The organism is Hymenobacter cyanobacteriorum (assembly GCF_022631375.1).
GTDB lineage: Bacteria > Bacteroidota > Bacteroidia > Cytophagales > Hymenobacteraceae > Hymenobacter > Hymenobacter cyanobacteriorum.
In genome coordinates this window covers 134,572-159,420 of the sequence record NZ_JALBGC010000007.1, presented here as the reverse complement: position 1 = coordinate 159,420, position 24,849 = coordinate 134,572, and the positions used below count along the sequence as shown (strand labels likewise).

The 24,849-nt window shown below is 58.4% G+C and carries 24 protein-coding genes; 13 read left to right on the top strand and 11 right to left on the bottom strand.

What is annotated here, in order from left to right; all coding sequences use genetic code 11:
* The first annotated feature begins 54 nt into the window (after positions 1-54).
* Both murQ and MON38_RS21695 read left to right on the top strand, forming a co-directional pair.
* Positions 55-852: an N-acetylmuramic acid 6-phosphate etherase gene (gene murQ, locus MON38_RS21700; RefSeq protein WP_241938344.1), complete on the top strand. Its 798-nt coding sequence runs from the start codon at positions 55-57 to the stop codon at positions 850-852.
* A 107-nt stretch (positions 853-959) separates the two neighbouring features.
* Complete coding sequence (locus MON38_RS21695; RefSeq protein WP_241938255.1) at positions 960-1,544, top strand: hypothetical protein; 585 nt, start codon at positions 960-962, stop codon at positions 1,542-1,544.
* A 141-nt stretch (positions 1,545-1,685) separates the two neighbouring features.
* Here the strand turns inward: MON38_RS21695 and MON38_RS21690 are convergent, their stop codons facing one another.
* The 3 genes from MON38_RS21690 to era form a co-directional block, all read right to left on the bottom strand.
* Entirely contained in the window at positions 1,686-1,949 is a 264-nt protein-coding gene (locus tag MON38_RS21690) for a hypothetical protein (RefSeq protein ID WP_241938254.1), read from the bottom strand.
* Between the two features lie 166 nt (positions 1,950-2,115).
* On the bottom strand, positions 2,116-3,444 hold the full coding sequence (der, locus tag MON38_RS21685; protein WP_241938253.1) for a ribosome biogenesis GTPase Der: 1,329 nt from the start codon (positions 3,442-3,444) through the stop codon (positions 2,116-2,118).
* Positions 3,445-3,636: 192 nt separating this feature from the next.
* Positions 3,637-4,533, bottom strand: coding sequence for a GTPase Era (gene era, locus MON38_RS21680; protein ID WP_241938252.1), 897 nt, complete (start codon positions 4,531-4,533; stop codon positions 3,637-3,639).
* 230 nt (positions 4,534-4,763) lie between these two features.
* Between era and hemH the strand changes: the two genes are divergently transcribed.
* Together hemH and MON38_RS21670 are read left to right on the top strand one after the other, a co-directional pair.
* Positions 4,764-5,810 carry a ferrochelatase gene (gene hemH, locus MON38_RS21675; RefSeq protein ID WP_241938251.1) on the top strand — a complete coding sequence of 349 codons (1,047 nt, stop codon included), beginning with the start codon at positions 4,764-4,766 and terminating at the stop codon, positions 5,808-5,810.
* A 132-nt stretch (positions 5,811-5,942) separates the two neighbouring features.
* Positions 5,943-7,136, top strand: a complete 1,194-nt coding sequence (locus tag MON38_RS21670) for a T9SS type A sorting domain-containing protein (protein ID WP_241938250.1) — start codon at positions 5,943-5,945, stop codon at positions 7,134-7,136.
* Between the two features lie 16 nt (positions 7,137-7,152).
* On the opposite strand, the gene MON38_RS21665 is transcribed toward MON38_RS21670, so the two are convergent.
* Together MON38_RS21665 and MON38_RS21660 are read right to left on the bottom strand one after the other, a co-directional pair.
* A complete protein-coding gene (locus tag MON38_RS21665; protein WP_241938249.1) occupies positions 7,153-7,602 on the bottom strand; it encodes a PRC-barrel domain-containing protein in 450 nt (149 codons plus the stop codon).
* Positions 7,603-7,674: 72 nt separating this feature from the next.
* Complete coding sequence (locus MON38_RS21660) at positions 7,675-8,343, bottom strand: hypothetical protein (RefSeq protein WP_241938248.1); 669 nt, start codon at positions 8,341-8,343, stop codon at positions 7,675-7,677.
* Between the two features lie 171 nt (positions 8,344-8,514).
* On the opposite strand from MON38_RS21660, the gene MON38_RS21655 reads away from it, so the two are divergent.
* Entirely contained in the window at positions 8,515-9,444 is a 930-nt protein-coding gene (locus MON38_RS21655; RefSeq protein WP_241938247.1) for a DUF389 domain-containing protein, read from the top strand.
* Positions 9,445-9,459: 15 nt separating this feature from the next.
* Here MON38_RS21655 and MON38_RS21650 read toward each other — a convergent pair whose 3' ends face one another.
* Both MON38_RS21650 and glmM read right to left on the bottom strand, forming a co-directional pair.
* Positions 9,460-10,629, bottom strand: a complete 1,170-nt coding sequence (locus tag MON38_RS21650) for a cysteine desulfurase family protein (protein ID WP_241938246.1) — start codon at positions 10,627-10,629, stop codon at positions 9,460-9,462.
* 140 nt (positions 10,630-10,769) lie between these two features.
* Positions 10,770-12,167: a phosphoglucosamine mutase gene (gene glmM, locus MON38_RS21645; RefSeq protein WP_241938245.1), complete on the bottom strand. Its 1,398-nt coding sequence runs from the start codon at positions 12,165-12,167 to the stop codon at positions 10,770-10,772.
* 74 nt (positions 12,168-12,241) lie between these two features.
* On the opposite strand from glmM, the gene mazG reads away from it, so the two are divergent.
* From mazG to MON38_RS21605, 8 genes are all read left to right on the top strand, one after another.
* Positions 12,242-13,099 carry a nucleoside triphosphate pyrophosphohydrolase gene (gene mazG / locus MON38_RS21640; RefSeq protein WP_241938244.1) on the top strand — a complete coding sequence of 286 codons (858 nt, stop codon included), beginning with the start codon at positions 12,242-12,244 and terminating at the stop codon, positions 13,097-13,099.
* A 267-nt stretch (positions 13,100-13,366) separates the two neighbouring features.
* Positions 13,367-14,248, top strand: coding sequence for a MotA/TolQ/ExbB proton channel family protein (locus MON38_RS21635; protein WP_422388768.1), 882 nt, complete (start codon positions 13,367-13,369; stop codon positions 14,246-14,248).
* Positions 14,249-14,337: 89 nt separating this feature from the next.
* A complete protein-coding gene (locus MON38_RS21630; RefSeq protein ID WP_241938243.1) occupies positions 14,338-14,967 on the top strand; it encodes an ExbD/TolR family protein in 630 nt (209 codons plus the stop codon).
* A gap of 43 nt (positions 14,968-15,010) precedes the next feature.
* A complete protein-coding gene (locus MON38_RS21625) occupies positions 15,011-15,547 on the top strand; it encodes an ExbD/TolR family protein (RefSeq protein WP_241938242.1) in 537 nt (178 codons plus the stop codon).
* On the top strand, positions 15,544-16,371 hold the full coding sequence (locus tag MON38_RS21620) for an energy transducer TonB (RefSeq protein ID WP_241938241.1): 828 nt from the start codon (positions 15,544-15,546) through the stop codon (positions 16,369-16,371). The genes MON38_RS21625 and MON38_RS21620 overlap by 4 nt, the downstream gene beginning before the upstream one ends.
* 334 nt (positions 16,372-16,705) lie before the next feature.
* Entirely contained in the window at positions 16,706-16,978 is a 273-nt protein-coding gene (locus MON38_RS21615) for a hypothetical protein (protein WP_241938240.1), read from the top strand.
* On the top strand, positions 16,971-17,966 hold the full coding sequence (locus tag MON38_RS21610; protein WP_241938239.1) for a PstS family phosphate ABC transporter substrate-binding protein: 996 nt from the start codon (positions 16,971-16,973) through the stop codon (positions 17,964-17,966). The genes MON38_RS21615 and MON38_RS21610 overlap by 8 nt, the downstream gene beginning before the upstream one ends.
* A gap of 57 nt (positions 17,967-18,023) precedes the next feature.
* Complete coding sequence (locus tag MON38_RS21605; RefSeq protein WP_241938238.1) at positions 18,024-19,658, top strand: tetratricopeptide repeat protein; 1,635 nt, start codon at positions 18,024-18,026, stop codon at positions 19,656-19,658.
* Between the two features lie 146 nt (positions 19,659-19,804).
* On the opposite strand, the gene MON38_RS21600 is transcribed toward MON38_RS21605, so the two are convergent.
* The 4 genes from MON38_RS21600 to bamA all read right to left on the bottom strand — a co-directional run bounded on the left by MON38_RS21600 (position 19,805) and on the right by bamA (position 24,834).
* Positions 19,805-20,860, bottom strand: a complete 1,056-nt coding sequence (locus MON38_RS21600) for an RluA family pseudouridine synthase (protein ID WP_241938237.1) — start codon at positions 20,858-20,860, stop codon at positions 19,805-19,807.
* Between the two features lie 73 nt (positions 20,861-20,933).
* Positions 20,934-21,575 (bottom strand): OmpH/Skp family outer membrane protein, encoded by a 642-nt coding sequence (locus tag MON38_RS21595; protein WP_422388766.1) that lies wholly within the window; start codon positions 21,573-21,575, stop codon positions 20,934-20,936.
* 41 nt (positions 21,576-21,616) lie between these two features.
* The gene (locus MON38_RS21590) at positions 21,617-22,294 is read right to left on the bottom strand and encodes an OmpH/Skp family outer membrane protein (RefSeq protein WP_241938235.1); all 678 of its coding nucleotides are present in this window, start codon (positions 22,292-22,294) and stop codon (positions 21,617-21,619) included.
* A gap of 38 nt (positions 22,295-22,332) precedes the next feature.
* On the bottom strand, positions 22,333-24,834 hold the full coding sequence (bamA, locus tag MON38_RS21585; protein ID WP_241938234.1) for an outer membrane protein assembly factor BamA: 2,502 nt from the start codon (positions 24,832-24,834) through the stop codon (positions 22,333-22,335).
* Positions 24,835-24,849: the final 15 nt, after the last annotated feature.

Sequence of the window (24,849 nt, the reverse complement as noted above, 5' to 3'; positions counted from 1 at the left end):
TGATTGACGCCCAAAACCATTTATTGAACAAGCTAAAGCATGTTCTACACGATGATGACCACCGAAGCACCCTCCGAATTCAACCACCTCGAAACGCTGTCGACCACTGAGCTGCTGGCTGGCATGAACCAGCTCGACCGCACCGTGCCCGAAACCGTGGCCAAAGCCCTGCCGCAGATTGAGGCGTTGGTGGAAGCCACGGTAGCCCGGCTGCGCGACGGCGGGCGGCTGTTCTACATCGGAGCGGGCACCAGCGGGCGGCTGGGCGTAGTGGATGCTTCGGAATGCCCGCCCACGTTCGGGGTGCCGGCCGAGATGGTGGTGGGCATCATGGCGGGCGGTGACGGCGCCATTCGGGTAGCAGTAGAGGGAGCCGAAGACGACGCTGAACAGGCCTGGTTTGACTTGCAGCAGCACAATATCAGCGCGAAAGACGTGCTGGTGGGCATTGCCGCTTCGGGCCGCACGCCCTACGTGATTGGCGGGCTGCAGCGGGCGCGGGCGGCCGGTGTGGCGACCGGTTGCGTGGTGTGCAACGCCGGTTCGGCGGTGGCGGCGGCGGCCGAGTTTCCGGTAGAAGTGGTGACGGGGCCGGAATTCATCACGGGCAGCACCCGCCTGAAAGCCGGGTCGGCCCAGAAAATGGCGCTTAATATGCTCACTACGGCCACGTTTATTCGCCTGGGCTACGTGCGCGGCAACAAGATGGTCGACATGAAGCTCTCCAACGTGAAGCTGGTGGACCGCGGCGAGCGCATGCTGATGGATGAGCTCGGCATCGGGCAAGCGGAGGCGGCAGAGCTGCTGAAGCGGCATGGCAGCGTGCGCGCAGCGCTGGATGCTCGCGCGTAGCACATGCTTTAGCTTGTGCCTCACGGGCTTATTTTTTCGGGCGAACGATTCGGGGCCTTCGGCGTTTCTAGAGAGGCACAAGCTAAAACGTGTGCTCTACTTGCCCTATGCACACCATCGAGCCGCACTACAACTGGATTGAGCAGTACTCTGCTTCTGAAGACCCTCGCTCGCCACTTTTCGAAACCGAAAACAGCCTCGACACCTACACCAACACCATCTACGGCTACTACATCCACCCGCAGTGGGACAGCCTGGGGTCGGATACGCTGTTCTTCAAAATCCTGTTTGCCGATTATGAGTTGGGCATTGCCGTGCTCGAATTCATTGGCGAATGGAACGATGCCATCGAAAACGACATCATGGAGCTCAAGCGGAATATCATCGATATTCTCACCCACGAGGGCATCCGCAAGTTCATCCTCATCGGCGAAAACGTGTTCAACTTCCACGGCTCCGACGACTCGTACTACGAAGAATGGTACGAGGACGTGGAGGATGGCTGGATTGCCGGCGTGAATTTTCAGGAACACGTGCTGCGCGAGATGAAGCAGTACAACGTGGATAACTACATCAATTTCGGCGGCCAGCTCGACGACCTTCCCTGGCGCACCTACGAGCCCCGCCGCCTGTTCGAGGTAGTGGATAACCTGCTGAACCGGCGGCTGGGCTTGCCCGAAACCGAGCTGTAGCGCGGACTTTACGGTCCGCGTATCCACGCTACCCCAACAAACCTTTCCTGACGCGGAATACAGAGTCCACGCGACAGCCCCAAACACAAAAAAGCCTCTCCGTTACCGGAGAGGCTTTTTTTTACACCAAATTAGCAAGAATTACTTCTTAACCTCGGTCGTGGTGGTGGTGGTTTCGGTAGCGCCGGCGGGAGCCATTTTGTCAGCGGCGTTCTCCATAGCGTCCGACTTAGCATCAGCCGAGTCACGTACGGCGTCAGCCTTGTCTTCCATAGCGTCAGCTTTGGCTTCGCCAGCAGCTTCTACGTTTTCAGCTTGCTGCTCAACAGCCTCTTCTTTCTTGCTTTCGCAAGCGGTGAACGAGAACGAAGCGGCAGCCAGGGCGAGGAACAATACTTTTTTCATCTTGTTTTTTGTTAAATGTTGGGGTGAGATTTCAGGCAACTTCTGAAGTTTTAGCCGAAGCAAAATTTCAAATTCGGGGCTTTATACCCACACACGGTAGAGGTAACCCGCCCCGAATAAAAAATTTGTGAAGTTTTTATAAAACCGCTTCACAAATCCTCAGAACCTATTTTTTGCGGAACACAATGCCGATGGGTACGCCCGTGAAGTCGAAATGCTCGCGCATCCGGTTTTCGAGGTAGCGCGTGTAGTTGGTTTGCACGTACTGCGGCAGGTTGGCGAAGAAGGCAAACACGGGGTTGTGCGTGGGCAGCTGCGTCACGTACTTGATGCGAATCATCTTGCCCTTGAGCGCGGGCGGGCCGTACTTCTCAATCTCCTTCAGCATCACGTCGTTGAGCTGAGAGGTCGGAATTTTGCGACGCTTGTTGTGATACACTTCGATGGCCGTTTCGATGGCCTTGTGCACGCGCTGCTTGTTCAGCACCGAGATGAAGATGACGGGGATGTAGGAGATGGGCGCAATCTTTTCGAGGATTTTCGCCTCGAACTCCTTGGCCGTGTTGGTGTCTTTGTTCTCCACCAAATCCCACTTATTCACCAGAATCACAATGCCTTTGCGGTTCTTGTCGGCCAGGGTGATGATGTTCACGTCCTGGGCCTCGATGCCGCGACTGGCGTCGAGCATCACGATGCAGACGTCGGCCTCCTCCAGGGCGCGCAGGCTGCGCATGTTGGCGTAGAATTCTACATCCTCGCTCACCTTGGCTTTGCGGCGCAGGCCGGCGGTATCGACCAGAATGAACTCCTTGCCGAAGGCATTGTAACGGGCCGAAATCGAGTCGCGGGTGGTGCCGGCAATGTCGGTCACGATGCTGCGGTCTTCGCCGAGCAGCAGGTTCACGAGGCTGGATTTGCCCACGTTGGGGCGGCCCACCACGGCAATGCGCGGGATTTCCGACTCGGGCTCTTCGATGCCGGGGTCGTCGAAGTGGCTTACCACGGCGTCGAGCAATTCGCCAGTGCCGTGGCCGTTCTGGCTGCTGATGGCGAAGATTTCGGCATCGCCCAGGCCCAGCGCATAGAACTCGCCCACGCCGTTGGCGCGCAGGTTGGTGTCGGCCTTGTTGGCCACCAGGTAGATGGGCTTTTTGCCCATGTAGCGGCGCAGCACGTGTGCAAACTCCTCGTCGAGGCCGTGCACGCCGGCGTCGGCATCCACCATGAAGAGCACCACATCGGCCTCTTCAATGGCCAGTTTCACCTGCTTGTTGATTTCGCCCTCGAAAATATCTTCCGAATTGTGCACGTACCCACCTGTGTCAATCACGGTGAAATTCTTGCCAATCCAGTCGCCGTAGCCGTAGTGGCGGTCGCGGGTAACGCCGCTCTCGTTGTCCATGATGGCCTTGCGCTGGCCCACGAGGCGGTTGAAAAGCGTGGATTTGCCCACGTTGGGCCGCCCTACGATGGCAACCGTGTTTTGCTTTGACATGATATGTGGCCCCAGCCGCCGACCCGACCTAGATTCGGCAGTGCCCGGGGTGTGTTAGTTATAGATGGTCGGAATGTATTTTCTCTGTCATCCTGAGCGCAGCGAAGGACCTTTTCACTGCTGAACGATTTGCAGCAACCAAAGCGGTGCGAGCGTGATAAGGTCCTTCGCTCCGCTCAGGATGACAAACTATTATTGATAACCAAACCGGCTCAATGCTTTCGCATCGGTGCGCCAGTTCTCGTTCACTTTCACGTGTAGCTCGAGGAACACCTTTTTGAGGAAGAATTTCTCCATTTCCTCGCGCGCCCAGGTGCCTACTTTCTTCAGCGCCTCGCCGCCCTGGCCGATAACGATGCCCTTCTGGCTGCTGCGCTCGACGTAGATGATGCCGCGAATACGGATGATGGCCTCTTCTTCCTTGAACTCTTCAATTACAACTTCGCAGCTGTATGGAATTTCCTTTTTGTAGAGCTTGAAGATTTTTTCGCGCACCATTTCGGCGGCAAAAAAGCGCTCGGGCTTGTCGGTTAGCTCGTCCTTTGGGTAGTATGGCGGATGCACGGGCAGGCGCTCCAGCACCAGCTGCAGCACGCCGTCGGTGCCGAAGTGGTTGAGGGCCGAGATAGGCAGGACTTCGGCGGCGTTGGGTAGCTGCTCTTTCCAGTAGGCCAGTTTGGCTTCCACTTCGGCCTGGTCGGCTTGGTCGATTTTGTTGACGAGCAGGATGATGGGCGTGTCCACCATTTTGCGCAGGCGCTCGACTACGGGCTCCTCGTCGTGCTTTTCGTAGATGTCCGTCACGAAGAGCACCACGTCGGCATCTTCGAGCGACGAGTACACAAACGACATCATGGCATTGTGCAGCTCGTATTTGGGCTGGATGATGCCGGGCGTGTCGGAATAAATCAGCTGGAAATCATCGCCGTTGAGAATGCCCAGGATGCGGTGGCGCGTGGTCTGGGCCTTGCTCGTGACGATGCTGAGCCGCTCGCCCACCAGCGCGTTCATGAGCGTGGACTTGCCCACGTTGGGCTTGCCAATGATGCTCACGAAGCCGGCGCGGTGGGGTTTAGTTTCGGGGTTCACGATGGATGGGTTTGATAATCAGGGCCGCAAAGGTACGGCTTTCGCGTCGGAAAAGCTAGGGTGGGGCGGAAATCGGGCCAGCGACGGGCTGGATGAAACCATGCTGCTTGCCGGCTGTTTGCTGGGCGGATGCTGTAGCGCGGACTTTGTAGTCCGCGAGTTTTACCGCCAGACTCGCGGACTACAAAGTCCGCGCTACACTCCACTGCCTGCTCCCGAACTTTGCCCTAATGAATTCTCCCGCTACTCCCGGCCGCCGCATTGGCGTGCTCCTCGTCAACCTCGGCACGCCCGACTCGCCCAGCACGCCCGATGTGCGCCGCTACCTCAACGAATTCCTCACCGACAGCCGTGTGATTGATATGGCCGCTGCTATTCGCTACCCGCTGTTTCAGGGCATTATTGTGCCGCTGCGGGCGCCAAAGTCGGCCAAAATCTACCAGCAGCTCTGGGATGCGGAACGAGGCTCGCCCCTGCTCTTTCACGGGCTCGATTTGCAGGCCCGGCTGAAGGAAGTGCTGGGCAAGGATTATGTGGTGGCCTTCGGGATGCGCTACCAGAAACCCAGCATCGAAAAGGCGCTGGAGGAACTGCGCGACGCGGCCGTGGACCGCATCATCGTGCTGCCGCTGTTTCCGCAGTACGCGTCGGCCAGCACGGGTTCGGTGCAGGAGAAGGTGATGGACATTGTAAAAGACTGGTGGATAGTGCCCAACATCAGCTTTATCAGCACTTTTGCCGACGACCCGGGCTTTATCGGCAGCTTCGCGGCGCGGGGCAAGGCCGAGATGGCCAAGCACGACTACGACCACATCGTGTTCAGCTACCACGGCATTCCGGAGCGGCACGTGCTCAAGGGCAGCTTCAAGGGCTACTGCAAGCTGGGCACCTGCTGCGCCAGTTACAACAAAAACAACCGCTACTGCTACCGGGCGCAGTGCTTCGCCACCTCGCGCCTGCTGGCCAAGGAGCTGGGCCTGCGCGACGACCAGTATACCGTCACCTTCCAGAGCCGCCTGCAAAGCCGCCTACGCGACCCCTGGCTGCAGCCCTACACCGACGAAGTCATCAAGGAATTCCCGGCCAAAGGCATCAATAACGTGCTGGCCTTCTCCCCCGCTTTCGTGGCCGACTGCCTGGAAACGACCATCGAAGTGGGCGAGGAATTCAAGGAATTATTTGAGGAAGCCGGCGGCAAGCATTGGCAGCTGGTCCCTTCGCTCAACTCGGAGCCCTACTGGGTGGATGCCGTGGCGGAGATGATTCGGCGGAATTAGAGCGTGGCTAACCAGCTCATGCAAGAAGGCCCTGTTGAGCTAAGCTCGGCAGGGCCTTCTTGCATATTTATATTTTCGCTAGCCGAAATTTCTGTAACTTTAAGGTTTCGCCCTCATTGAATTCCCACACGGATGCGCTTTCACTACGCTTTATTACTCACTTTCGGCCTGTTCACCGGCACGCAGGCGCGAGCTCAGCAAGCCGTTAAAATTCTATTTGATGCCACTAAAGCCCAAACAGCCGGTAATGCCGACTGGGTGATTGACGCCGACGTAGCGGGCAGCCCGCAACGCCTGCCCACCCCCGCGCAGAGCAACATCACGGCCAACACACCCGAGGGCTTCTGGACGGGCGCGATTTCGTCGTGGGGCATTGCGCTGGTAAAGCGCGGCTATCAGGTCGAAACCCTGCCTAGTAGCGGCCGCATCACCTATGGCGACGCCACCAATGCGCAGGACCTGCGCAATTACGCGGCCTACATCGTGGACGAGCCCAACACGCGCTACACTACCGCCGAAAAAACCGCTATTCTGAACTACGTGCGCAACGGCGGCGGGCTGTTCATGATTTCGGACCACACCATCTCCGACCGCAACGGCGATGGCTGGGACTCGCCGGCCATCTGGAACGACCTGATGTCGTCGGCTAGCCCCGCCAATCCCTTCGGCATCACTTTCGACCTCAACAACCTCACGTTCACCACCGGCGTGGGCGCCGCCGTGGCTCCCACCGATTCGCTGCTGCACGGCCCCGCCGGCAACCCGGTGGCGATGGAATACCACAACGGCGCCAGCCTTACGCTGAATACCACCGCCAATGCCAGCGTGCGCGGCGTGCTGTTCAAGCCCGGCGCGGCGACTACCGGCGCGGCCGGGGCCATTGTGGCCCGCGCCCGCTACGGCCGGGGCCGCGTGGCGGCCCTCGGCGACTCTTCGCCGCCCGACGATGGCACCGGTGCCCCCGGCAACAACCTGTATGACGGCTGGGCCGCCGAAGCCAACGGCGACCACGCCCGCCTGCTGCTCAATGCCACCATTTGGCTGGCCACGTCCAACCGCACGGCCACCGCTACCCGCCGCGCCACCGAGGCCGACTTCAGCATTTACCCCAACCCCAGCGCCGACGCGTTTTTCATTAGCGGCAACGTATTGCCAACGGAAATCCGCTGTCAGGATATGCTGGGCCAGCAGGTGTCGATTACCAGCACGGCGGCGGGCGCGGGTGCGCTGCGCATCGAAGCAGCCGGACTCGCGCCGGGCCTCTACGTGCTCAGCCTGCGGCTGCCCGATGGACAGGTGCTCACCCGGCAGATTGCACGGCAGTAATTGATACGAAGCGGTTCTAAGAAGCCCGGCGACGGCTGTAGAAGCTGTCCGTGTCGAATGAGTCCTGCTCGTAGAAGCGCGGGTTGGTGGCGGGCTCTTTGCCCAGCGCGCGCAGCATGGCCTCCTCGTACTCGCGGGTAATCTGGATTTCGACGTAGGGCGGGTAGTTCAGCACCGACTCGGCATTGAGCGCGGGCACGAATACGTTGTCGCCATCCTCGTCGAGCGAAGCAGCGCCAATGGGCAGCAGAATGTGGTTTTCGTGCTCGTTGAGGTTGAATCGGCTATCCAGTTCTACGTCGAGGTAGCGCACTTTTAGGGCTTCCACATCCACAATCAGCTCGTGCACGGTGCCCAGGGCCTGGCCGTCGTTGCCACGCACGGTCCAATTGCGCACGTCGGGGTTGTCGTCGGCTACTTCAAAATCGGTGAGGTCGCGCAGGCGGCGCAGAATGGGCGTTTCCATAGGCTGGTTGTCGGTTGTTCGTTATCAGTTGATTGTCAGCTGAACGGACAACGAACAACCGACAACTAAATATTAATTCTTCGGTTCGCCCAGCACGCGCACGGCGGCGGCGGCTTGCGTCAGAAACTGCTGGTTCTGGCGCTGCTCGGCGGCCGTGGCACTGCGGCCCGAGAGCTGCCCGGCCAGGCTCACCAGGTCGTTGGCCTGCGATTCTAGCTCCGGGTAAGCCTTTTGCTGCATGGCCTGAATAAGCCCGGCCGCCGCCACGAAGCCAGGGCGCAGGCTGGCACTGGCTTCGTCGAGGCGGGCGGTGGCACTGGTTAGGTTGTCGCGCTGCTCCAGCACGGCGGGGTCGCGCAGGTCGTCGCGGTCAGTCAGGGCAACCAGCACGCCAGCCAGCTTTTGCAGGCCGTTGCGGGCATAGTCGGGTGCGGCGGGGCTGCTGGCCGCTTGGGTAGCCAGCGAGCTGGCCGTTTCGGTGCTCCCAGCCGAATCGCCCTGCGGAATGGCGTCGATGGCCGCCCGGCGCGTGGCCTGGTCCACGGCAGCGGCGGCCGCCAGCGTATCCGGGGCGGTGCCGGGGGCAGCGGCCTCCGGGGTGGCGGCGGGCGGCGCGGGCTCGTCGGCCGGGTCGGGCCGCAGGAAAAAGTAGGCGGCCACAGCCAGCACTATGGCCGCCAGCAGCACCAGCAGCCACGGGCTGGGCGACGTTTTTTTGCGTTGAATGTTGATGTCGGCCATGCAGCAGGTTGTTTTCGGCGTGTGTGTACGAAGCTGGGCCAAAAGTAGCCATCTGGGTGATGATGCGGCGTATTTACGCGGATTCTTCACCCGGTGAACCGGTCAAAACCAATTATTGAACGTAGGCAAGGGCAATTTCCCTGTGGCGTCCGTTATTCCTGGTCTTCTTCTATGCATCGCACTTTCACCCTGACCGTTCCCGCTACCGTCACCGAGCCCCTTTGCCAGCAGCTCGAACGCCTGCCCGACGTGGTGGGCCTGAGCGTACAGCCCGGCGGCTCGCGCAAGCCGGCCGGCGACGTGCTCACCCTGCAAGTCCTCAACCGTGGGGCCGACGAGGTGCTGCGCCTGGCCCGCGCCGCCGTGCCCGCCGACGAACAGCTTTCCATCGCCACTGCCGAAATCGCCAGCATCATTGCCCCGGCCGATAAGCAGCGCATCAAAAACGACCGCGACGAAGCCATTTGGGAGGAAATGATTGCCGGCCTGTGCTACAGCGCCCGCATCAACGCCAACTACATCTCGCTGATGGCGCTGGGGGGCCTGCTCGCCGCCATCGGGCTGGTGTCGGACCCCGTGCCGCAGGCCGTGGCGTTTATTTCCTCCAGCATCGTGGCGCCGGGGTTCGAGCCGCTGGCTAAAATCCCGCTGGGCTTGGTGCTGCGCGACTGGAAACTGGTAGGCCGGGGCTTAATCTCCACCCTGGTTGGCTACGCGGTATTCGCGCTGGCCGCATTTCTCACCATGCACGGCCTGCTGGCGGCGGAAGCAACCACCGTGGCCGACCTCGTGGGCAATGCCGAAGTAGAAAGCCTGCGCCACCCCGGACTGAAAGAGTTGGGCGTAGCCGGGGCGGGCGCGCTGGCGGGCATCCTTATCCTGGCCGCTTACCGGCGCAGCATCATCGCCGGCCCGCTCATCGCACTGGCCCTGATGCCCGCTGCGGCCCTTATTGGCAGTGGCCTGGCCATCGGCCAGCCGGCTCTGGCCCTGCAGGGAGTAGAGCGCACGCTGGCCGATGCCGGTTTCATCGTGGTGGCCGGCCTGTTGATTTTTGGCCTGAAACAGCTGTTTCAACACCAGCGCCAACCGATAGATTAAGCGCAGCCGAAGCTGCTACACGGCTACCGGCCGGTACAACTTGGCCAATGCCGCGACGGCGTAGTCCACTTCGGCTTCGGTGTTCATCTTGCTCATCGAGAAGCGCACCGTGGCGCGCTCGGGGTCGCAGCCCAGCGCTTCCAGCACGTGCGAGCCGGTTTGCGCGCCGCTGGTACACGCCGAGCCACCCGAAGCCGCCACCTTGCTGATATCGAGGTTGAACAGCAGCATTTCGCTGAAAGCCGACGGCGGCAAGCTCACGCTCAGCACCGTGTACAGGCTCTGGTCGGCAAATTCCGATAGGCCGTTGAACTGCACGTCGGCAATATCCGCCCGCAGTTTGCTGATGAACCGGTCTTTCAGCCCCTGCACATGCGCCTGATGGCTGGCCAGGTCGCGCACCGCGATTTCCAGCGCCTTGGCCAAGCCTACAATACCGGCCACGTTCTCGGTGCCCGAGCGCACGTTGCGCTCCTGCGAGCCGCCGTGGATGAGCGGGCTCACCTGCAGGCCACTGCGCGTGTAGATGAACCCCACGCCCTTCGGCCCGTGAAACTTGTGCGCCGAGCCCACCAGAAACTGGTTTTTCAGCTGCTGCACATCATGGCGGTAGTGGCCCATGGTCTGTACCGTGTCGGTGTGGAACACGGCCTCGTGCCGGGCGCAGATGTCGCCGATGGCCGCGATGTCATTCAGATTGCCGATTTCGTTGTTGGCGTGCATCAGGCTCACAAACGTGCGCGACTGCCCGGCCAGCAGTTCCTCCAGATGCGCCAAATCGAGCCGCCCCTGCGCATCATGCTTCACGTAGTGCAGCTCAATTTCGCCGCTCTTAGCCAGCGCCTGCAGCGGGTGCAGCACCGCGTGGTGCTCCAGTTTCGAAGTAATGGCGTGCTTCAGCCCCAGCGTGCGCACGCTGCCGAAGGCGGCGTAGTTGTCGGCTTCGGTGCCGCCGCTGGTAAAGGTGATTTCGGCCGGCGCGGCATTCAGCAGGTGGGCCACGGTCTTGCGGGCGTTTTCGATGGCGGCGCGCACCTGCCGGCCGGGACCGTGCAGGCTGCTGGGGTTGCCGTAGTGCTGCGTCAGAAACGGCAGCATGGCCTCCAGCACCTCGGGGTCGAGGGGCGTGGTAGCGGCGTTGTCGAAGTAAGCGTAGGCGGGGGCGGTGGGGGAAGTTGTCGTCATAGATGTCGTTTCAGCAGAAAAACCAGAAGCCGGGCGTGGGTGCACCCGGCTTCTACTAAGCTATACACAAATACAAATTTCGGCTTTCAAACTGACACCAGCCTACAGTAGCCGCGCTAATTGTCCAAAACACCGGTCAATTAGCTCTTCGCCGCGATAATCTCCTTGATATCGCCAATGATTTTCTGGGCCAGATAATCAGCCGTTGAGTTCGAATCCGACTCGGCGTAGATGCGGATAATCGGCTCGGTGTTCGACTTGCGCAGGTGCACCCACTCCTTGTCAAACTCGATTTTCACGCCGTCAATCGTGTTCACGGGCTGCTTGGCGTAGCGCTGCTCCATCTTGGTCAGCACGTCATCGGTGTTGATATCAGCGGTCAGCTCAATCTTGTTTTTCGAGATGAAGTAGTTCGGGTACGAGTTGCGCAGGCGGCTCACCGTGAGGCCGGTTTTGGCCAGGTGCGTCAGGAACAGTGCAATGCCCACCAGGGCGTCGCGGCCGTAATGCAGTTCGGGATAGATGATGCCGCCGTTGCCCTCGCCGCCAATCACGGCGTTGGTTTCCTTCATTTTGGTCACCACGTTCACCTCGCCCACCGCCGCAGCCGAGTAGCTGCCGCCGGCTTTCTCCGTCACGTCGCGCAGGGCGCGGGTGCTGCTCAGGTTGCTCACCGTGTTGCCGCCGCCCAGTGATTTCAGCACGTAGTCGGCCACGGCCACCAGCGTGTATTCTTCGCCGAACATCTCACCGTTTTCGCTCACCAGCGCCAGGCGGTCCACGTCGGGGTCCACCACAATGCCGAGGTCGAAGCCGCCTTTTTCGAGCACCTTGGCAATGTCGCGCAGGTGCTCGGGCAGCGGCTCGGGGTTGTGGGCGAAATCGCCGGTAGGCTCGCAGTGCAACTTCTCCACCGTCGTCACGCCCAGCGCTTCCAGCAGCTGCGGCACGGCAAAGCCACCCGACGAGTTCACCGCATCCACTACCACCCGGAAGTTGCGGGCCTTAATAGCTTCCACGTCCACCAGCGGCAGCGCCAGAATGGCTTTGATGTGCTTTTTCAGGAACGCATTATCCGTAGTATACTGCCCTAGCTTCGTCACGGGCGCAAAGTCGAAGTCCTCACTTTCGGCCGACGCCAGCACCTGCTGCCCATCGGTTTCAGAAATGAATTCGCCGGTAGCGTTTAGCAGTTTCAGCGCGTTCCACTGCTTGGGGTTGTGCGAGGCCGTGAGGATGATGCCGCCGGCCGCCTTCTTGGCGGGCACGGCCATTTCCACGGTCGGCGTGGTGCTCAGGCCGAGGTCGCACACGTCGAGGCCGAGGCCCTGTAGCGTGGCGGCCACCAGCCGGCTCACCATGTCACCCGAGATGCGGGCGTCGCGCCCAATCACAATCAGCTTGCTGTCGGTAGCCTGGGTTTTCACCCACGTGCCGTAGGCGGCGGCGTATTTCACCACGTCGAGGGGTGTGAGGCCTTGGCTCACGGGCCCGCCAATGGTGCCGCGAATGCCGGAGATAGATTTTATTAAAGTCACGGAGGTCGTTTTTTGAAAGGCCAAAATTAGGCATTGGCCGCCGGTTGGCGACGCGTCGTTTTATCTTTGAAGCAATGGAAAATTCTGAATCCACTTCTACGGCTCTGCTTGGTTCCGACCGCCGCCCCGCCCAACTCGAAGCTTTTGGCCGCCTGCTCGACGTACTCAACCGCCTCCGCGCCGAGTGCCCCTGGGACAAAAAGCAAACGCTGCAAACCCTGCGGCACCTCACCATCGAGGAAACCTACGAAATCAGCGATGCCATCCTGCGCGACGACCTGCCCGACCTGAAAAAGGAGCTCGGCGACGTGATGCTGCACCTGATTTTCTACGCCCGCATCGCTGCCGAAAAAGGCGCCTTCGACATCGCCGACGTGCTCAACGCCCAGTGCGAAAAGCTTATCTACCGCCACCCGCACATCTACGGCGACGTGCAAGCCGATGACGAAGAGGCCGTAAAGCGCAATTGGGAGCAGCTTAAACTCGCGGAAAAAGGCAATACCACCGGCGTGCTGGGCGGCGTGCCTACTTCGCTGCCCGCGCTGGTAAAAGCCATGCGAATTCAGGAAAAAGCGCGAGGCGCCGGCTTCGATTGGGAGCAGCCCGCACAGGTTTGGCAGAAAGTACAGGAAGAATTATCAGAATTCGGCGACGAGTACAGCCACGGCGATGCCACCCGCATGAACGCCGAAAAAGCCGCCGACGAATTCGGCGATTTGCTCTTTTCGCTGGTCAATTTTGCCCGCTTCGCCGGTATCAACCCCGAGGAAGCACTAGAGCGTACCAACCGCAAGTTTATCAGCCGGTTTCAGTACCTCGAAACGGCTGCCGCCGCCGCCAACCAACGCCTCGCCGACCTCTCCCTGGCCCAAATGGACGTGTATTGGGAGGAAGCCAAGCGTCGCCCGGCCCAACCCAACCCATCGGTTTAGCGTTGGCCTAACTTCATCCGGCTTTCATGCACTTTCGCCGGTTGCGGGCAACTTTTCTTTGGTCAGCCCGCAGTTTTTGGTTAGGTTTGCCAAGCTAAGATGGCTGGGTAGGAAGTTCAGACTTCGGTAAGTGCCATTTTAATCCTTCTCCTGCGGGATTATCGATTGTTCTTTTGCCGGATTCCGCGCTCCTAACCAACTTTTTGCATTTTCTTTACCCACTCAATTCAACTACTTCACACAACAACCCCCAAACACTCCGGAACAATGGAACAGAAAAATGCCATGAACACGAGCCCACGGCCCGCCGCTACGGCCGCCAAAGCCGAAGCCAAAAGCAGCGGTGGTGCCTCGCTGTTCTCCGTGATAGTTATCATTTTGGCCTTCGTCATTAGCTATATCGTTTTCAAATTCGTCTTCGGTGATGGCAGCCACTTCCAAGGCGGCAACCCCGAAAACAACCCCAACCCCGGCGATTACCTCGGCGTGGTATACAAAGGCGGCGTAATTGTGCCGTTCCTGCTCACGATGTTCCTCTGCGTTATCACGTTCTCGATTGAGCGCATGCTGACCATCTCGAAAGCCAAAGGCTCGAAAGGCATTGAAACCTTCGTGCGCACCGTGCGCCAGAAGCTGAACGCCAACGACATCAACGGTGCCCTGGCTGCCTGCGACGCGCAGAAAGGCTCGGTAGCCAACGTGGTGAAAGCCGGCCTGATGAAATACAACGAGATGGCCCGCGAGCGTGGCATGACCACCGACCAGAAAGTACTGGCCATCCAGAAAGAAATCGAAGAAAGCACCGCCCTGGAGCTGCCGATGCTGGAGAAAAACCTGGTTATCATCTCGACCATCGCCTCGATTGCAACCCTGACCGGTCTGCTCGGCACGGTATTCGGCATGATTCGCGCCTTCGCCGCTCTGGCGCAGGCCGGTACTCCCGACGCCGTAGCACTGGCAAACGGTATCTCGGAAGCTCTGATTAATACGGCTCTCGGTATCGGTACTTCGGCCCTGGCCATCGTGGCTTACAACTACTTCACCAGCAAAATTGACGAGCTGACCTACAGCATCGACGAGGCTGGCTTCAGCATCATCCAGACCTTCGCTGGCCAGCACGGCCAGACCACGGCTACCCAAACGGTTTAATTCCGCTTGCGCAGCTGCCGGCTGATGCACTAAAACGCGGGGCGATTCGTTCTTCGGAATGAGTCGCCCCCTTTTAACCCCACCTCGCAATGCCCAAAGTAAAACCGCACCGTACCTCGCCGTCGCTCGATATGACGCCGATGGTGGACCTGGCCTTCTTGCTGGTGACATTCTTCATGCTCACCACCAAGTTTGCCCCCGAAGAGACTGTGGTGGTGGACACGCCCTCGTCGATTTCGGACCTGAAACTGCCCGAGAACAACGTTATCACGCTCACCGTCGACAAGAACAAGCGCGTGTTCTTCGGCGTCGATGCCCCGCAGACCAAGATTCAGGCCCTGCAGCGCGTTGGTGCCAAGTACGGCGTCAACTTCACGGCCGCCCAGGCCAAGGAGTTCAGCAACCTGCCTAACTTCGGCCTACCCATCAGCCAACTAGGTTCTTACCTGAACATGGCTAAAGAAGACCGCAAGCAGGTGAATGCCAAGCAGCCCGGCGTGCCGATGGACTCGCTTAACAACCAGCTGATTGACTGGGTGCTGGCGGCCCGCACGGCTAACCAGGCCATTTTCAAGAAGCCGACCTACATCGCTATCAAAGGCGACGGTGACGCTGATGTACCCACGGTGCAGCAGGTTATCAAGGTGCTTCAGGAGAAGGATATCAACCGCTTCAACCTCATCACGGATATGGAGAATAAGCCGGTAGCCGCCAAATAAGCGCTATCAGCCTTTCTCTAATCTTTTCACTTAGTTAACTCCCATGGCAGAAATTCAAGGCAAAGCCGACTCCGGTGGAAAAGGTGGGAAGAAGCGGGCCAAGAAAATGTCGACCAAAATCGACATGACCCCAATGGTGGACTTGGCCTTCCTCCTGCTCACCTTCTTCATGCTGACCACCACCTTCGCCAAGCCCAACGTGATGCAGCTCACGATGCCGGTGAAGAAGACCGACGATGTGGAGGACACGAAAATCAAGGCCTCGCAGGCCATGACCATCATCCTCGGCAAAGACAATAAGGCGTACTACTACTTCGGTCTGAACACGCCCAACGACAAAACCGTACCCAAACCTGAGCTGAAGGTGACGAACTTCTCGGCCAGTGGCATTCGCCAGGTCCTGCTGGACCGGCAGCGTCGCAGCCCGGAGCCCATCATCCTCATCAAGCCCACCGAAGATTCTAAATACAAGAACATGGTGGACATTCTGGACGAGATGAACATTACGAACCAGAAGAAATACGCGCTGGTGAAGGTACCCAAAGACGACCTGGACCTTATTAAAGACTCAGCCCTATGATGGATAACGCGCAACTGGCCAAGGCCAGCATGAACGACATCGTTTTCGAGGGCCGGAACAAGGCATACGGAGCCTACGTGCTGCGTCGCCTCTACCAACGCCACGTAACCCGGGCGCTAATTATCGCTACGTCGATTTTCGCGCTGCTGGTTTTCTTCCCACTCATCGCGCAGTATCTGAAGGATAAGATGCCGAAGGAGAAGGAAAAAAACCTTCAGGAGAACGTGCTGATGGACGCTCCGCCCCTGGACGACACCAAGCCGCCACCCCCTCCCCCGCCCCCCGAGGCGCCACCACCCCCGCCCCCCAAGCTTACCACCATCAAGTTCACCCCTCCGGTGGTGAAGAAGGATGAGGAAGTGAAAAAGGAAGAGGTTCCGGACCAGGAGGAGTTGAAGGAAAAGACGGTAGCCACCGTAACCGTGCAGGGCAACACTAATGCTCCTGACCTGACCGAACTCGCCGGCACCGGCGACAAAGTGGTGGAAGAAGTTGTTGAAAACAAGGTTTACACATATGTTGAGCAAATGCCCGAATTGCCGGGCGGCGGTGGCCAGGGTGCCATCGTAGCGGCCATCCAGAAGGCCGTGCGCTATCCTCCGATGGCGCTGCGCAACCAGGTGGAAGGCCGGATTTTCGCCAGCTTCACCGTAAACCCGCAAGGCGACGTAACGGACGTGAAAGTGGTAAAAGGCCTGGGTTCAGGCTTGGATGAAGAAACTATCCGCGCCATCAAAACGCTGCCGAAATTCCGCCCTGGTAAGCAGAATGGTCGCGCAGTAAGCGTTTCGTTTACGGTGCCGATTACCTACAAAATCCAGTAATCAGCGCTGGCTCCGGCTAGCTCTGTTTCACCCCGGATTGGGCTTCGCAGCCCGGTCCGGGGTGTTTTGCTTATACCGACCGCTTGTTAGCTCTAGAATGACAGCAAATAGGAGTTCAATTGCACCATGTACTCAAATGGCAATAGATGCGTTAAGCAACAATTCTTGCCTGCGTTGCTGCCAGAAAGATGAAAGCGGTGTTTTCTGCGCATTATGAAAACCGGTCGTTTTTCCGCTTTTTTGCGCTCTCGTTTACAAGCTGTCTGTAGTCGAGCCGAACCTTTCAGAAGCAGTTTCGGGTTTATACCATCTCCTAATCAGCTTTTTTGCTTGTATGCTCAACCTTCCGACAACTGAAGAACGGCTTGGCAAGTCGCCCCAGCGTTTGGTGCGTTACTTTGTCTTGGTGATGGCCTTGGTGTATCTGGGGCTTGGCGTATGGCTTTTCTGGTCGGCGGGCGAGCCATCAGGGGGCGGGCTGCTTCAGTTGGGGCCCACGGGCCGCCGGGTGCTGGGAGGCGTATTCATCCTATATGGCCTGATGCGGTTTATCCGCGGCTATCAGGCCAACTTTCGCAAAAAACCTAATTTCGACGACAATGAATAAGCGCTTTTCCTTTCTGGCGGCTGGCTTGGCTACGGTGGTGGCGGGCACGCTGGGTGCAGTGTCCTGCAACGGTCCCGGCTCGCCGGGTGCGCAGGACACCCCCACGAGCGGCACAGTGGCGGTGAGCGTTGATGAGACGTTCGCACCCATTTTGCAAGCGCAGGTGGATACTTTTGCTAAGCTGTACCCGAACGCGCACGTGCAGATGAGCTTCCAGCCGGAAGAAAAAGTGATGCTGGACCTTATCAATGATAAGATTAAAGTAGCAGTGGTATCGCGGGAGCTTAATGCCGAGGAGCAAGCTGACTTTGTTAAGCAAACCATTACTCCCCGCACTACGCGTATTGGTATCGATGGCTTGGCCATTGTGTTGAACCGCGCCAACCCCGATTCGCTGCTGACGGTAGCGCAGTTGGCCGAGATTTTTACCGGGAAGACGGCTAACTGGTCGCAGGTGAGCGGGAAGAAAGGCTTGGCCGCCATCAACGTAGTTTTCGATGCCAACCGTAGCAGCACCACGCGCTTCGTGCTCGATTCGGTGACGCGCGGAACGGCGCTGACCAAGCGGGCCTTCGCTGCGTCCTCAAACCCTGCCCTGCTCGACTACGTGGCGACGCACCCCAATGCCATTGGCGTAGTGGGCGTGAATTGGATTTCGGACCGCGATGACCCTACGGCCATGAAATTTTTGAACAAGGTGCGAGTGGCCAGCATCACTTCCCGCCCCAACCCGACGGTTAACGATTACATCCAGCCCTATCAGGCCTACCTGGCCGAAAAAACGCCCGAACAACTGACCGAGCACGCCGAATTGCAGAACTATCCGCTGCGGCGCAGCCTGTACGTTATCAGCCGCGAGGCGCGCGCGGGGTTAGGCACGGGGTTTGCATCTTTCGTGGCAGGCAAGAACGGGCAGCTCATTTTCCAGAAGTCGGGCTTGCTGCCCGCCCAGATGCAGGCCCGCATCATCACGACGCCTAAACTGTAAGCGCGCTTGTCGCGTACCCTCTTTTCCCTGTTGTTTTTTCATTCTTTCCTTTTTCCTATGAGTTTCAAGCCCTGGAAACAGCCGTTGCTCGCCGCCGTCGCCCTGATGGCCGGCACCACGGCGGCCACCGCCCAAAACATTCAAACGGCCCAACGCGACATCGAAGTGGGCCGGTACAATGCCGCCCGTGCCGCTTTGCGCCCCGGTGCTACCCCCGAAACCGCTTTTGAGTTAGGCCGCCTGTACCAGATGCGCGACATGCCGGATTCGGCTGCGTTCTATTTCAATAAGGCCGCTGGTGCTACGCCCTTTGGGCAGGTAGCCGCTGGTCGTGCTTTGCTGGCCAAAGGCCAGACCTCGGCAGCTGAAGCCCAGTTCGACGCGGCGGCTAAGGCCACCAAAAACAAGGATGCCAAGGTGCTCACGATGATTGCGCAGGCTTACGGCGAGGCTGACACGAAGGATATGGGCAAAGCCCAGACCTACATTGCCGCCGCCCAGGCCGCCAACAAAAAGGATGAGCCGGCGCTGATGGTAGCGCAGGGCGACGTGTACCTGCACTCGGACAAGGGCGGTGGAGATGCCATGAGCAGCTTCGACCGCGCTATCACGGCCAACCCCAGCTACGCGCAGGCCTACTACAGAAAAGGGGTGCTGAACGTACGTTCGCGTAACTTCAACGCCGCCCGCGAGTCGCTGAACAAAGCGGTAGACCTCGACCCGAGCTATGCTCCTGCCTACCGCGAGTTGGCGGACATGTACTATCTGGCTGGTCAGTACGACCTGGCGCTGAAAAGCATTCAGCAATACATCGGTTTGGCCGAGAAATCGCCGGCTACGGATGCTCAGTATGCGGCCTTCCTTTATAAGAGCAAGAAGTACCCCGAGGCACTGACTGAAGTGAACAAGGTGCTGGCTGCTGAGCCAAACAATTTGACGATGAACCGGCTGCGTCCTTACCTGCTGTATGAAACCGGCGATTTTAATGCTGCTGCTACGGCAATGGACCAGTATATGAAAATTGCTCCGGCCGACAAAATCATTCCGGAAGACTACTCGTACCAGGGACGTATTCTGGCCCGCGCTGGTCGCGCTGATGAAGGCATCAAGATAATCCAGAAGGCCATCCAGACCCAGACTGACCCGGAGAAAGTGAAGGAATTGCAGCGTGACCTTGCAACTGCCTACTCCACGAAGAAGGACTACGCTAACGCTTCGCGTATCTATGCCCAGTTGGCAAAGAATGGCGACCTGACTGACCAGTTCCGTCTAGCTACGGCATTCAGCGCAGCCAAACAGTATACCCGCGCTGATAGTGTTTACAGCATCATTAACACGGCTAAGCCGACTTACGGCCCCGCTTATTTGGCTCGTGCTAAAGCTAATTCGGGTCTTGACCCGGAAGCTAAGCAAGGTCTGGCCAAGCCTTCGTATGACAAGTACATTGAGTTGTCGAAAGCTGAAGGTGCCGACCCAACCAAGTTCCGTGAAGGTCTGGTAGAGGCTTATGGCTACCTGGGTGTTTACAACTTCCAGAAAGGCGATAAGGCAGCGGCTTTGGCCAATTTCCAGCAGGTACTGGCCCTGGACCCCACCAATGCCGGTGCAAAGAATAACATTGAAATTCTGAGTGCCAAACCCAAGGCTACCACCACGAAGAAAACCACCACGACGACTGTTAAGAAGAAATAACGTTGTTGTGAGCATGCAAAAGGCCCCGGTGCAATAGCACCGGGGCCTTTTTTATTGCAAGTAGCTTCCGAGCTAACCTCTGTGACTGAAAGGAGGCTGTGCTTCAACCATATTTCAGTGCACTGGATGCCTTATTAAGCCATAGATTAGTGACTGGCTGCCCAAGTGCGCCATAGGTCTAGTGCAGCGGCAAAATCGGCAGGCAATTCAGCTTCGAAGTATAGGTGCTCCCCCGAGGTAGGATGCACGAAGCCCAACGAACGGGCGTGTAGTGCCTGCCGGGGCAAGAGTTGGAAAGCGTGTTCGACCAAGTCACGATAAGCGCCGGTATTCTGGCCGACGCGGATACGGTCGCCGCCGTACGTAGCATCGGAAAACAGCGGGTGGCCAAGGAACTGCATGTGCGCCCGAATCTGGTGGGTGCGGCCGGTTTCGAGTACGCACCGCACCAGCGTGACCGGGCCAAAGCTTTCCAGTACCTCATAGTGCGTAACGGCGTGTTTGCCCTGCTCGCCGGCGGGGTACACGGCCTGCACCTTGCGGTCGCGCAGGCTGCGGCCAATATTGCCGCGAATAGTGCCCGTGGGGCCGGGCGGCGTGCCCCACACCAGCGCCAAGTAGCTGCGCTGGATGGTGTGGTGGAAAAACTGGTTCGACAGATGCGTCATGGCAAACTCGGTTTTGCCGATAACCAACAAGCCCGACGTATCCTTATCGATGCGATGCACCAACCCGGGCCGAATTTCGCCGTTGCGGCCGGTAGGCAGGTTGGCGAGGTGATGAGCCAAGCCATTTACCAGTGTGCCCTGCCAGTGACCGTAGGCGGGATGCACGACCAAGCCAGCCGGCTTGTTCACGATGAGCAATTCTGCGTCCTCATAGCGAATGTCCAGTGGCATTTCCTCGGGCACTACTTTGCCTTCGCGCGGCGGTTCGGGCAGCGTGATGGTGATGAGGTCCTGCGGCTTGATGCGGTAGTTCGGTTTCACGGCCGTACCGTTTACCTCGACGGCAGCCGCCCGAATGGCCTCCTGAATTTTATTGCGTGAGGTGTTGCGCAGGCGGTTCTGCAGAAACTTATCAATGCGTAGCAACTCCTGGCCGCGGTCGACGACGATGCGGTGATGCTCGTAGAGTTCGTCGCCGCCGTCTTCGTCGTCGGGGCCAGTCAGGTCGTCTTCATCCAGAGCGGAATCCAGCATAAAAAAGGGGAATGGGCACGAAAAAAGCCGGAGCAGCTGCTCCGGCTTTTCGGCAATCAGGCAGCGGGGCTGCTTACTTCTTGGTCTTTACTTTGGTTTTATTCACGCCGGGAGCTACCGGGGCCGGAGCGGGCGTCGTCGTGGGTCCCGATTTCACGGGAGCCGCTGCGCCGGGCGTGATGCCCATTTTCTTCAGCACGAGGTCCGAGATGTCGCCTTCTTTGGGAGCGTGCAGCAGCAGGGGGCTGCCACCGCCATCGGAGTTGAACACGTAGGTGAAGCCGTTCTCATCGGCAACCAGGTCGATGTTCTTTTGCAGTTTGTCGAGAGCAGGCTTCAGCAGGGTTTGTTGCTTCTGCTGCAGGCTCTGCTGCGCGCTCTGCTGGAACTCCTGAATGGACTGCTGCAGGCCCTGCAACTCTTTTTCCTTATCGGCTTTTACTACTTCGGTCATCGTGCCGGCAGCCTTCTGATAAGCTTCGCCCTTGGTCTGGTACTCGGCATATTTGCTTTTCAGCTGCGCTTCGAGCTGCGAGTTGTAAGTCTTCAGCTCCGATTCAATCTGTTTGCTTTCGGGCATCTGGGCCAGCACGTACTGGACATCGGTGTAGCCGATTTTCAGGGGGGCCTGGGCCTGCGCCGAAGTGGCGGCCAGGGTTCCGGCGGTCAGCAGAACGGCGGCGAGCGTCAGACGAAAAATTTTCACGAGATTCATCAAAAAGAAAAAGGGTCAGAAAAATGTTGGGGCAAAGGTAATTACTTCTTGCCGGCCGGGCGTGCTGGCTTGGTTACTTTGGTTTTAGCTGCTGGTTCGGGAGTACCCGAATCCGATTCGAAGTTGGGGTCGACCGGGGTTTTGGGTGGAGCTATGGTTTTCACGGCGCCTTTGGGCCCGGGCTGGTTGCGGTCTTCGGCTCCCAGGCCCAGTTCCTCCAGCACAAACTCGGTGTAGTCGTGCGCCGGGTTGGTGTAGAGCATGGTCAGGTCGCCGGATTTGTCAAAAATCACCGCCAGCGACTTTTTCTTGGCCACTTTCTCCACGGCTTCGAATACCTTGTCCTGCACCGGCTTGTTCAGTTCCTGGCGCTTCTTGAACAGCTGGCCTTCGTAGCCAAACTGCTTGTTGCGGTAGGTTTTCAACTCCTGCTCCTTGAGCAGAATTTCGTCCTGCCGCTTTTTCTTCATCGCCTCCGTCAGCACAATTTCTTCGTTCTGATAGTTCCGATGGAGCTTATCAAGGTCCTTCTGCTGCACCTCAATTTCCTTCTGCCAGGTATCGGAAAGCAAGGCCAGTTCCTGCTGGGCCTTGGCATACTCCGGCATTTTGGCCATGATGAATTCCGAATCAACCCACCCAAATTTCTGCGCCTGGGCCACGCCGGCCCCGCTCAGCAGCAATGCGACGGCCAGTAGCAGGCCACGAAAGTTCTTCATACGAGGCAAAACGTGAAATCCGGGCGCATAGTGTCCGGCTAGCGAATTTGCTGGCCGATGATGAAGTGGAAGTGGTTGGGGTCCTGCTTGGCACCGCCTGCATTCAGTGGCACCACCGAATCAAAGCCATGGCCGTAGTCAAACCCAAGCAAACCAAATGCCGACATGAATACGCGGGCCCCTACCCCAGCCGAACGGTAAAGTTTGTACGGGTTGTAGTTCTGGTAAGAGTCAAATGCATTGCCTGCTTCGGCAAATGCCAGCACATACACGGTCGCCGCCGGGTTCAAGCTCACCGGATAGCGCATTTCCAGCACGTATTTGTTGAAGGCAATGCCGCCCGCCTGCTGGCCTTGGGCCGTGGGAATAGCATAAGCAGTACCCGGGTCGTCGTAGCCGCGCAGGCCCACGTAGTCGGTGCCTACCAGGTAATTGCCGCCACCGTTATAGCCCAGGCCAGCGCCGCCCATTTTGAAGCGTTCGAACGGCCCGATTTCTTTGTTCGAATTGTAGGTACCCAGGAAGCCGAAGTGCGCGCGGGTATTCAGCACCAGTTTGCCTACGATGGGCGTGAACCACGAGGCATCGAACATCCATTTATGAAACTCAATCCATTGGTTGTTGCTGGGGTGGTCGGGGTTGAGCAGCGAGTACGGCGGCGTCAGGCTCAAGCTCAGGCTCAACGATGAGCCCCGACGCGTGTAAGTCGGGTTGTCGATGCTGTTGCGGGCCAGGGTCGTATTCAGCGTAATGTTGTTGAACGTACCCGTCGAAGCCCCTGGAATCACCGGATAGTTCTGCGTCTGGTATTGGCTATAGGAGAGCGAGTTGCTCAGCGTGAAGTAGTCATCGGGCACGCGCAGCTGGCGGCCAAGGCCCACCGTAGCGCTGTTCACTTTGATGAACTGGTCCGAAGCGGCATCCAGCGCCGCACCGGTACGCTGCACGCTGTGGTTCAGGCTGAAGGAGAACGAGTTCGGACGACGGCCCCCGAGCCATGGCTCGGTAAACGAAAGCGAATACGCTTGGTACTGCACACCGTTGGCCTGCACGTTCAGCGACAGGCGCTGGCCATCGCCCGCGGGAACCGGCGTCCAGTTGCGGAGCGTACCGGCCTTGCGAAGCGAGAAGTTGTTGAAAACCAAGCCTACTGTGCCAATAAAACCGGCATAGCCACCCCAGCCACCCGACAGCGTTACCTGGTCGGAAGGTTTTTCCACCACCGTGTAGTTAATATCTACCGTGCCATCTGCTTGATTTGGCACGGGGTTAATACCAATTTTTTCGGGGTCAAAATAGCCGAGCGTGGCAATTTCGCGCTGCGAGCGAATCAACAGTTCGCGGTTGAATTTATCGCCGGGCAGGGTACGCAACGTACGGCGCAACACGTGGTCGCTGGTTTTGGTGTTACCGGCAATGTTGATATCCTTGATGTGGGCCTGCACCCCTTCGCTCAGGCGCATTTCGATGTCAATGGAATCGCCTTCAACTTTGCTTTCCACGGGGTCGATGGTGAAAAACAGATACCCGTCATTCAAATACAACGACGAGATATCCTGCCCCGTGGGATTGTAATTCAGGCGCTTATCCAAAATCTCTTTGCTGTACGGGCTGCCCGGCTTGATGCCCAGCACGTTGGCCAGCGTCTTATCGTCGTAGAGGTAGTTACCGCTCCAGGTAATGTGACGGAAGTAATATTTGGGGCCCTCGTCCACCTTAATGCGCAAGGCCAGCCCCTTCTCATCCCGAATCAGGGTATCGCTCACGATGGTAGCGTCGCGGTAGCCTTCCGCGTTATAAAACTCCACCAGCTTCTTTTTGTCCTCCTCGTATTCGCTGCGTTGGAATTTGCCCGCCGTCAGGAATTTGTACGGCTTACGCTCCTTGGTCTTCTTGAACTTACTGCGCAGCTTGCTGTCTTTAAAGGCCTTATTGCCTTCAAAAGCAATGTCGTGGATGCGCACTTTCGAGCCTTTTTCCACATCAATCCGCAACGCGACGCTGTTCGATAGCGACGAATCTGCTACCTGCACCACGTTCACCTTGGCATCCAGGTAGCCCTTGTTCACAAAGAACTTGCGCACCTGCGTCCGGGTATTATTCAGCAAAGCATCCGTCACCACTTTGCCTCTGATGAGGGTTATTTTTTTGGTGAGGTCTTCCTTCTGCCCACTACGAATGCCGGTAAAAGTGAACTTGGACAGCCGGGGACGTTCCTTCAGGTTATAATCGAGGAATATTTTATTGCCTTCAATACGAGCAATGGTGACGCTTACATCACCCAGGATGCCCTGCGCCCATAGCTTCCGAATGGATTTCCCAATCTCCTCACCGGGCACACTGATGGCGTCGCCCACGCGCAACCCAGTCAGCCCAATAAGGGTATTAGGGTCCAGGTAACGTGCTCCACTAACAGTGATGCCGCCCAACTCATATTTCTTTGGTTCGTCGCCGGCCTGCTGGGCCCGCGCCGCCCCTGGCACAAGCCACATCCCCAACAATACGAGCCCGAGCACCCACTTCACAACTAAATTTCGCACAATAAACATTACAAA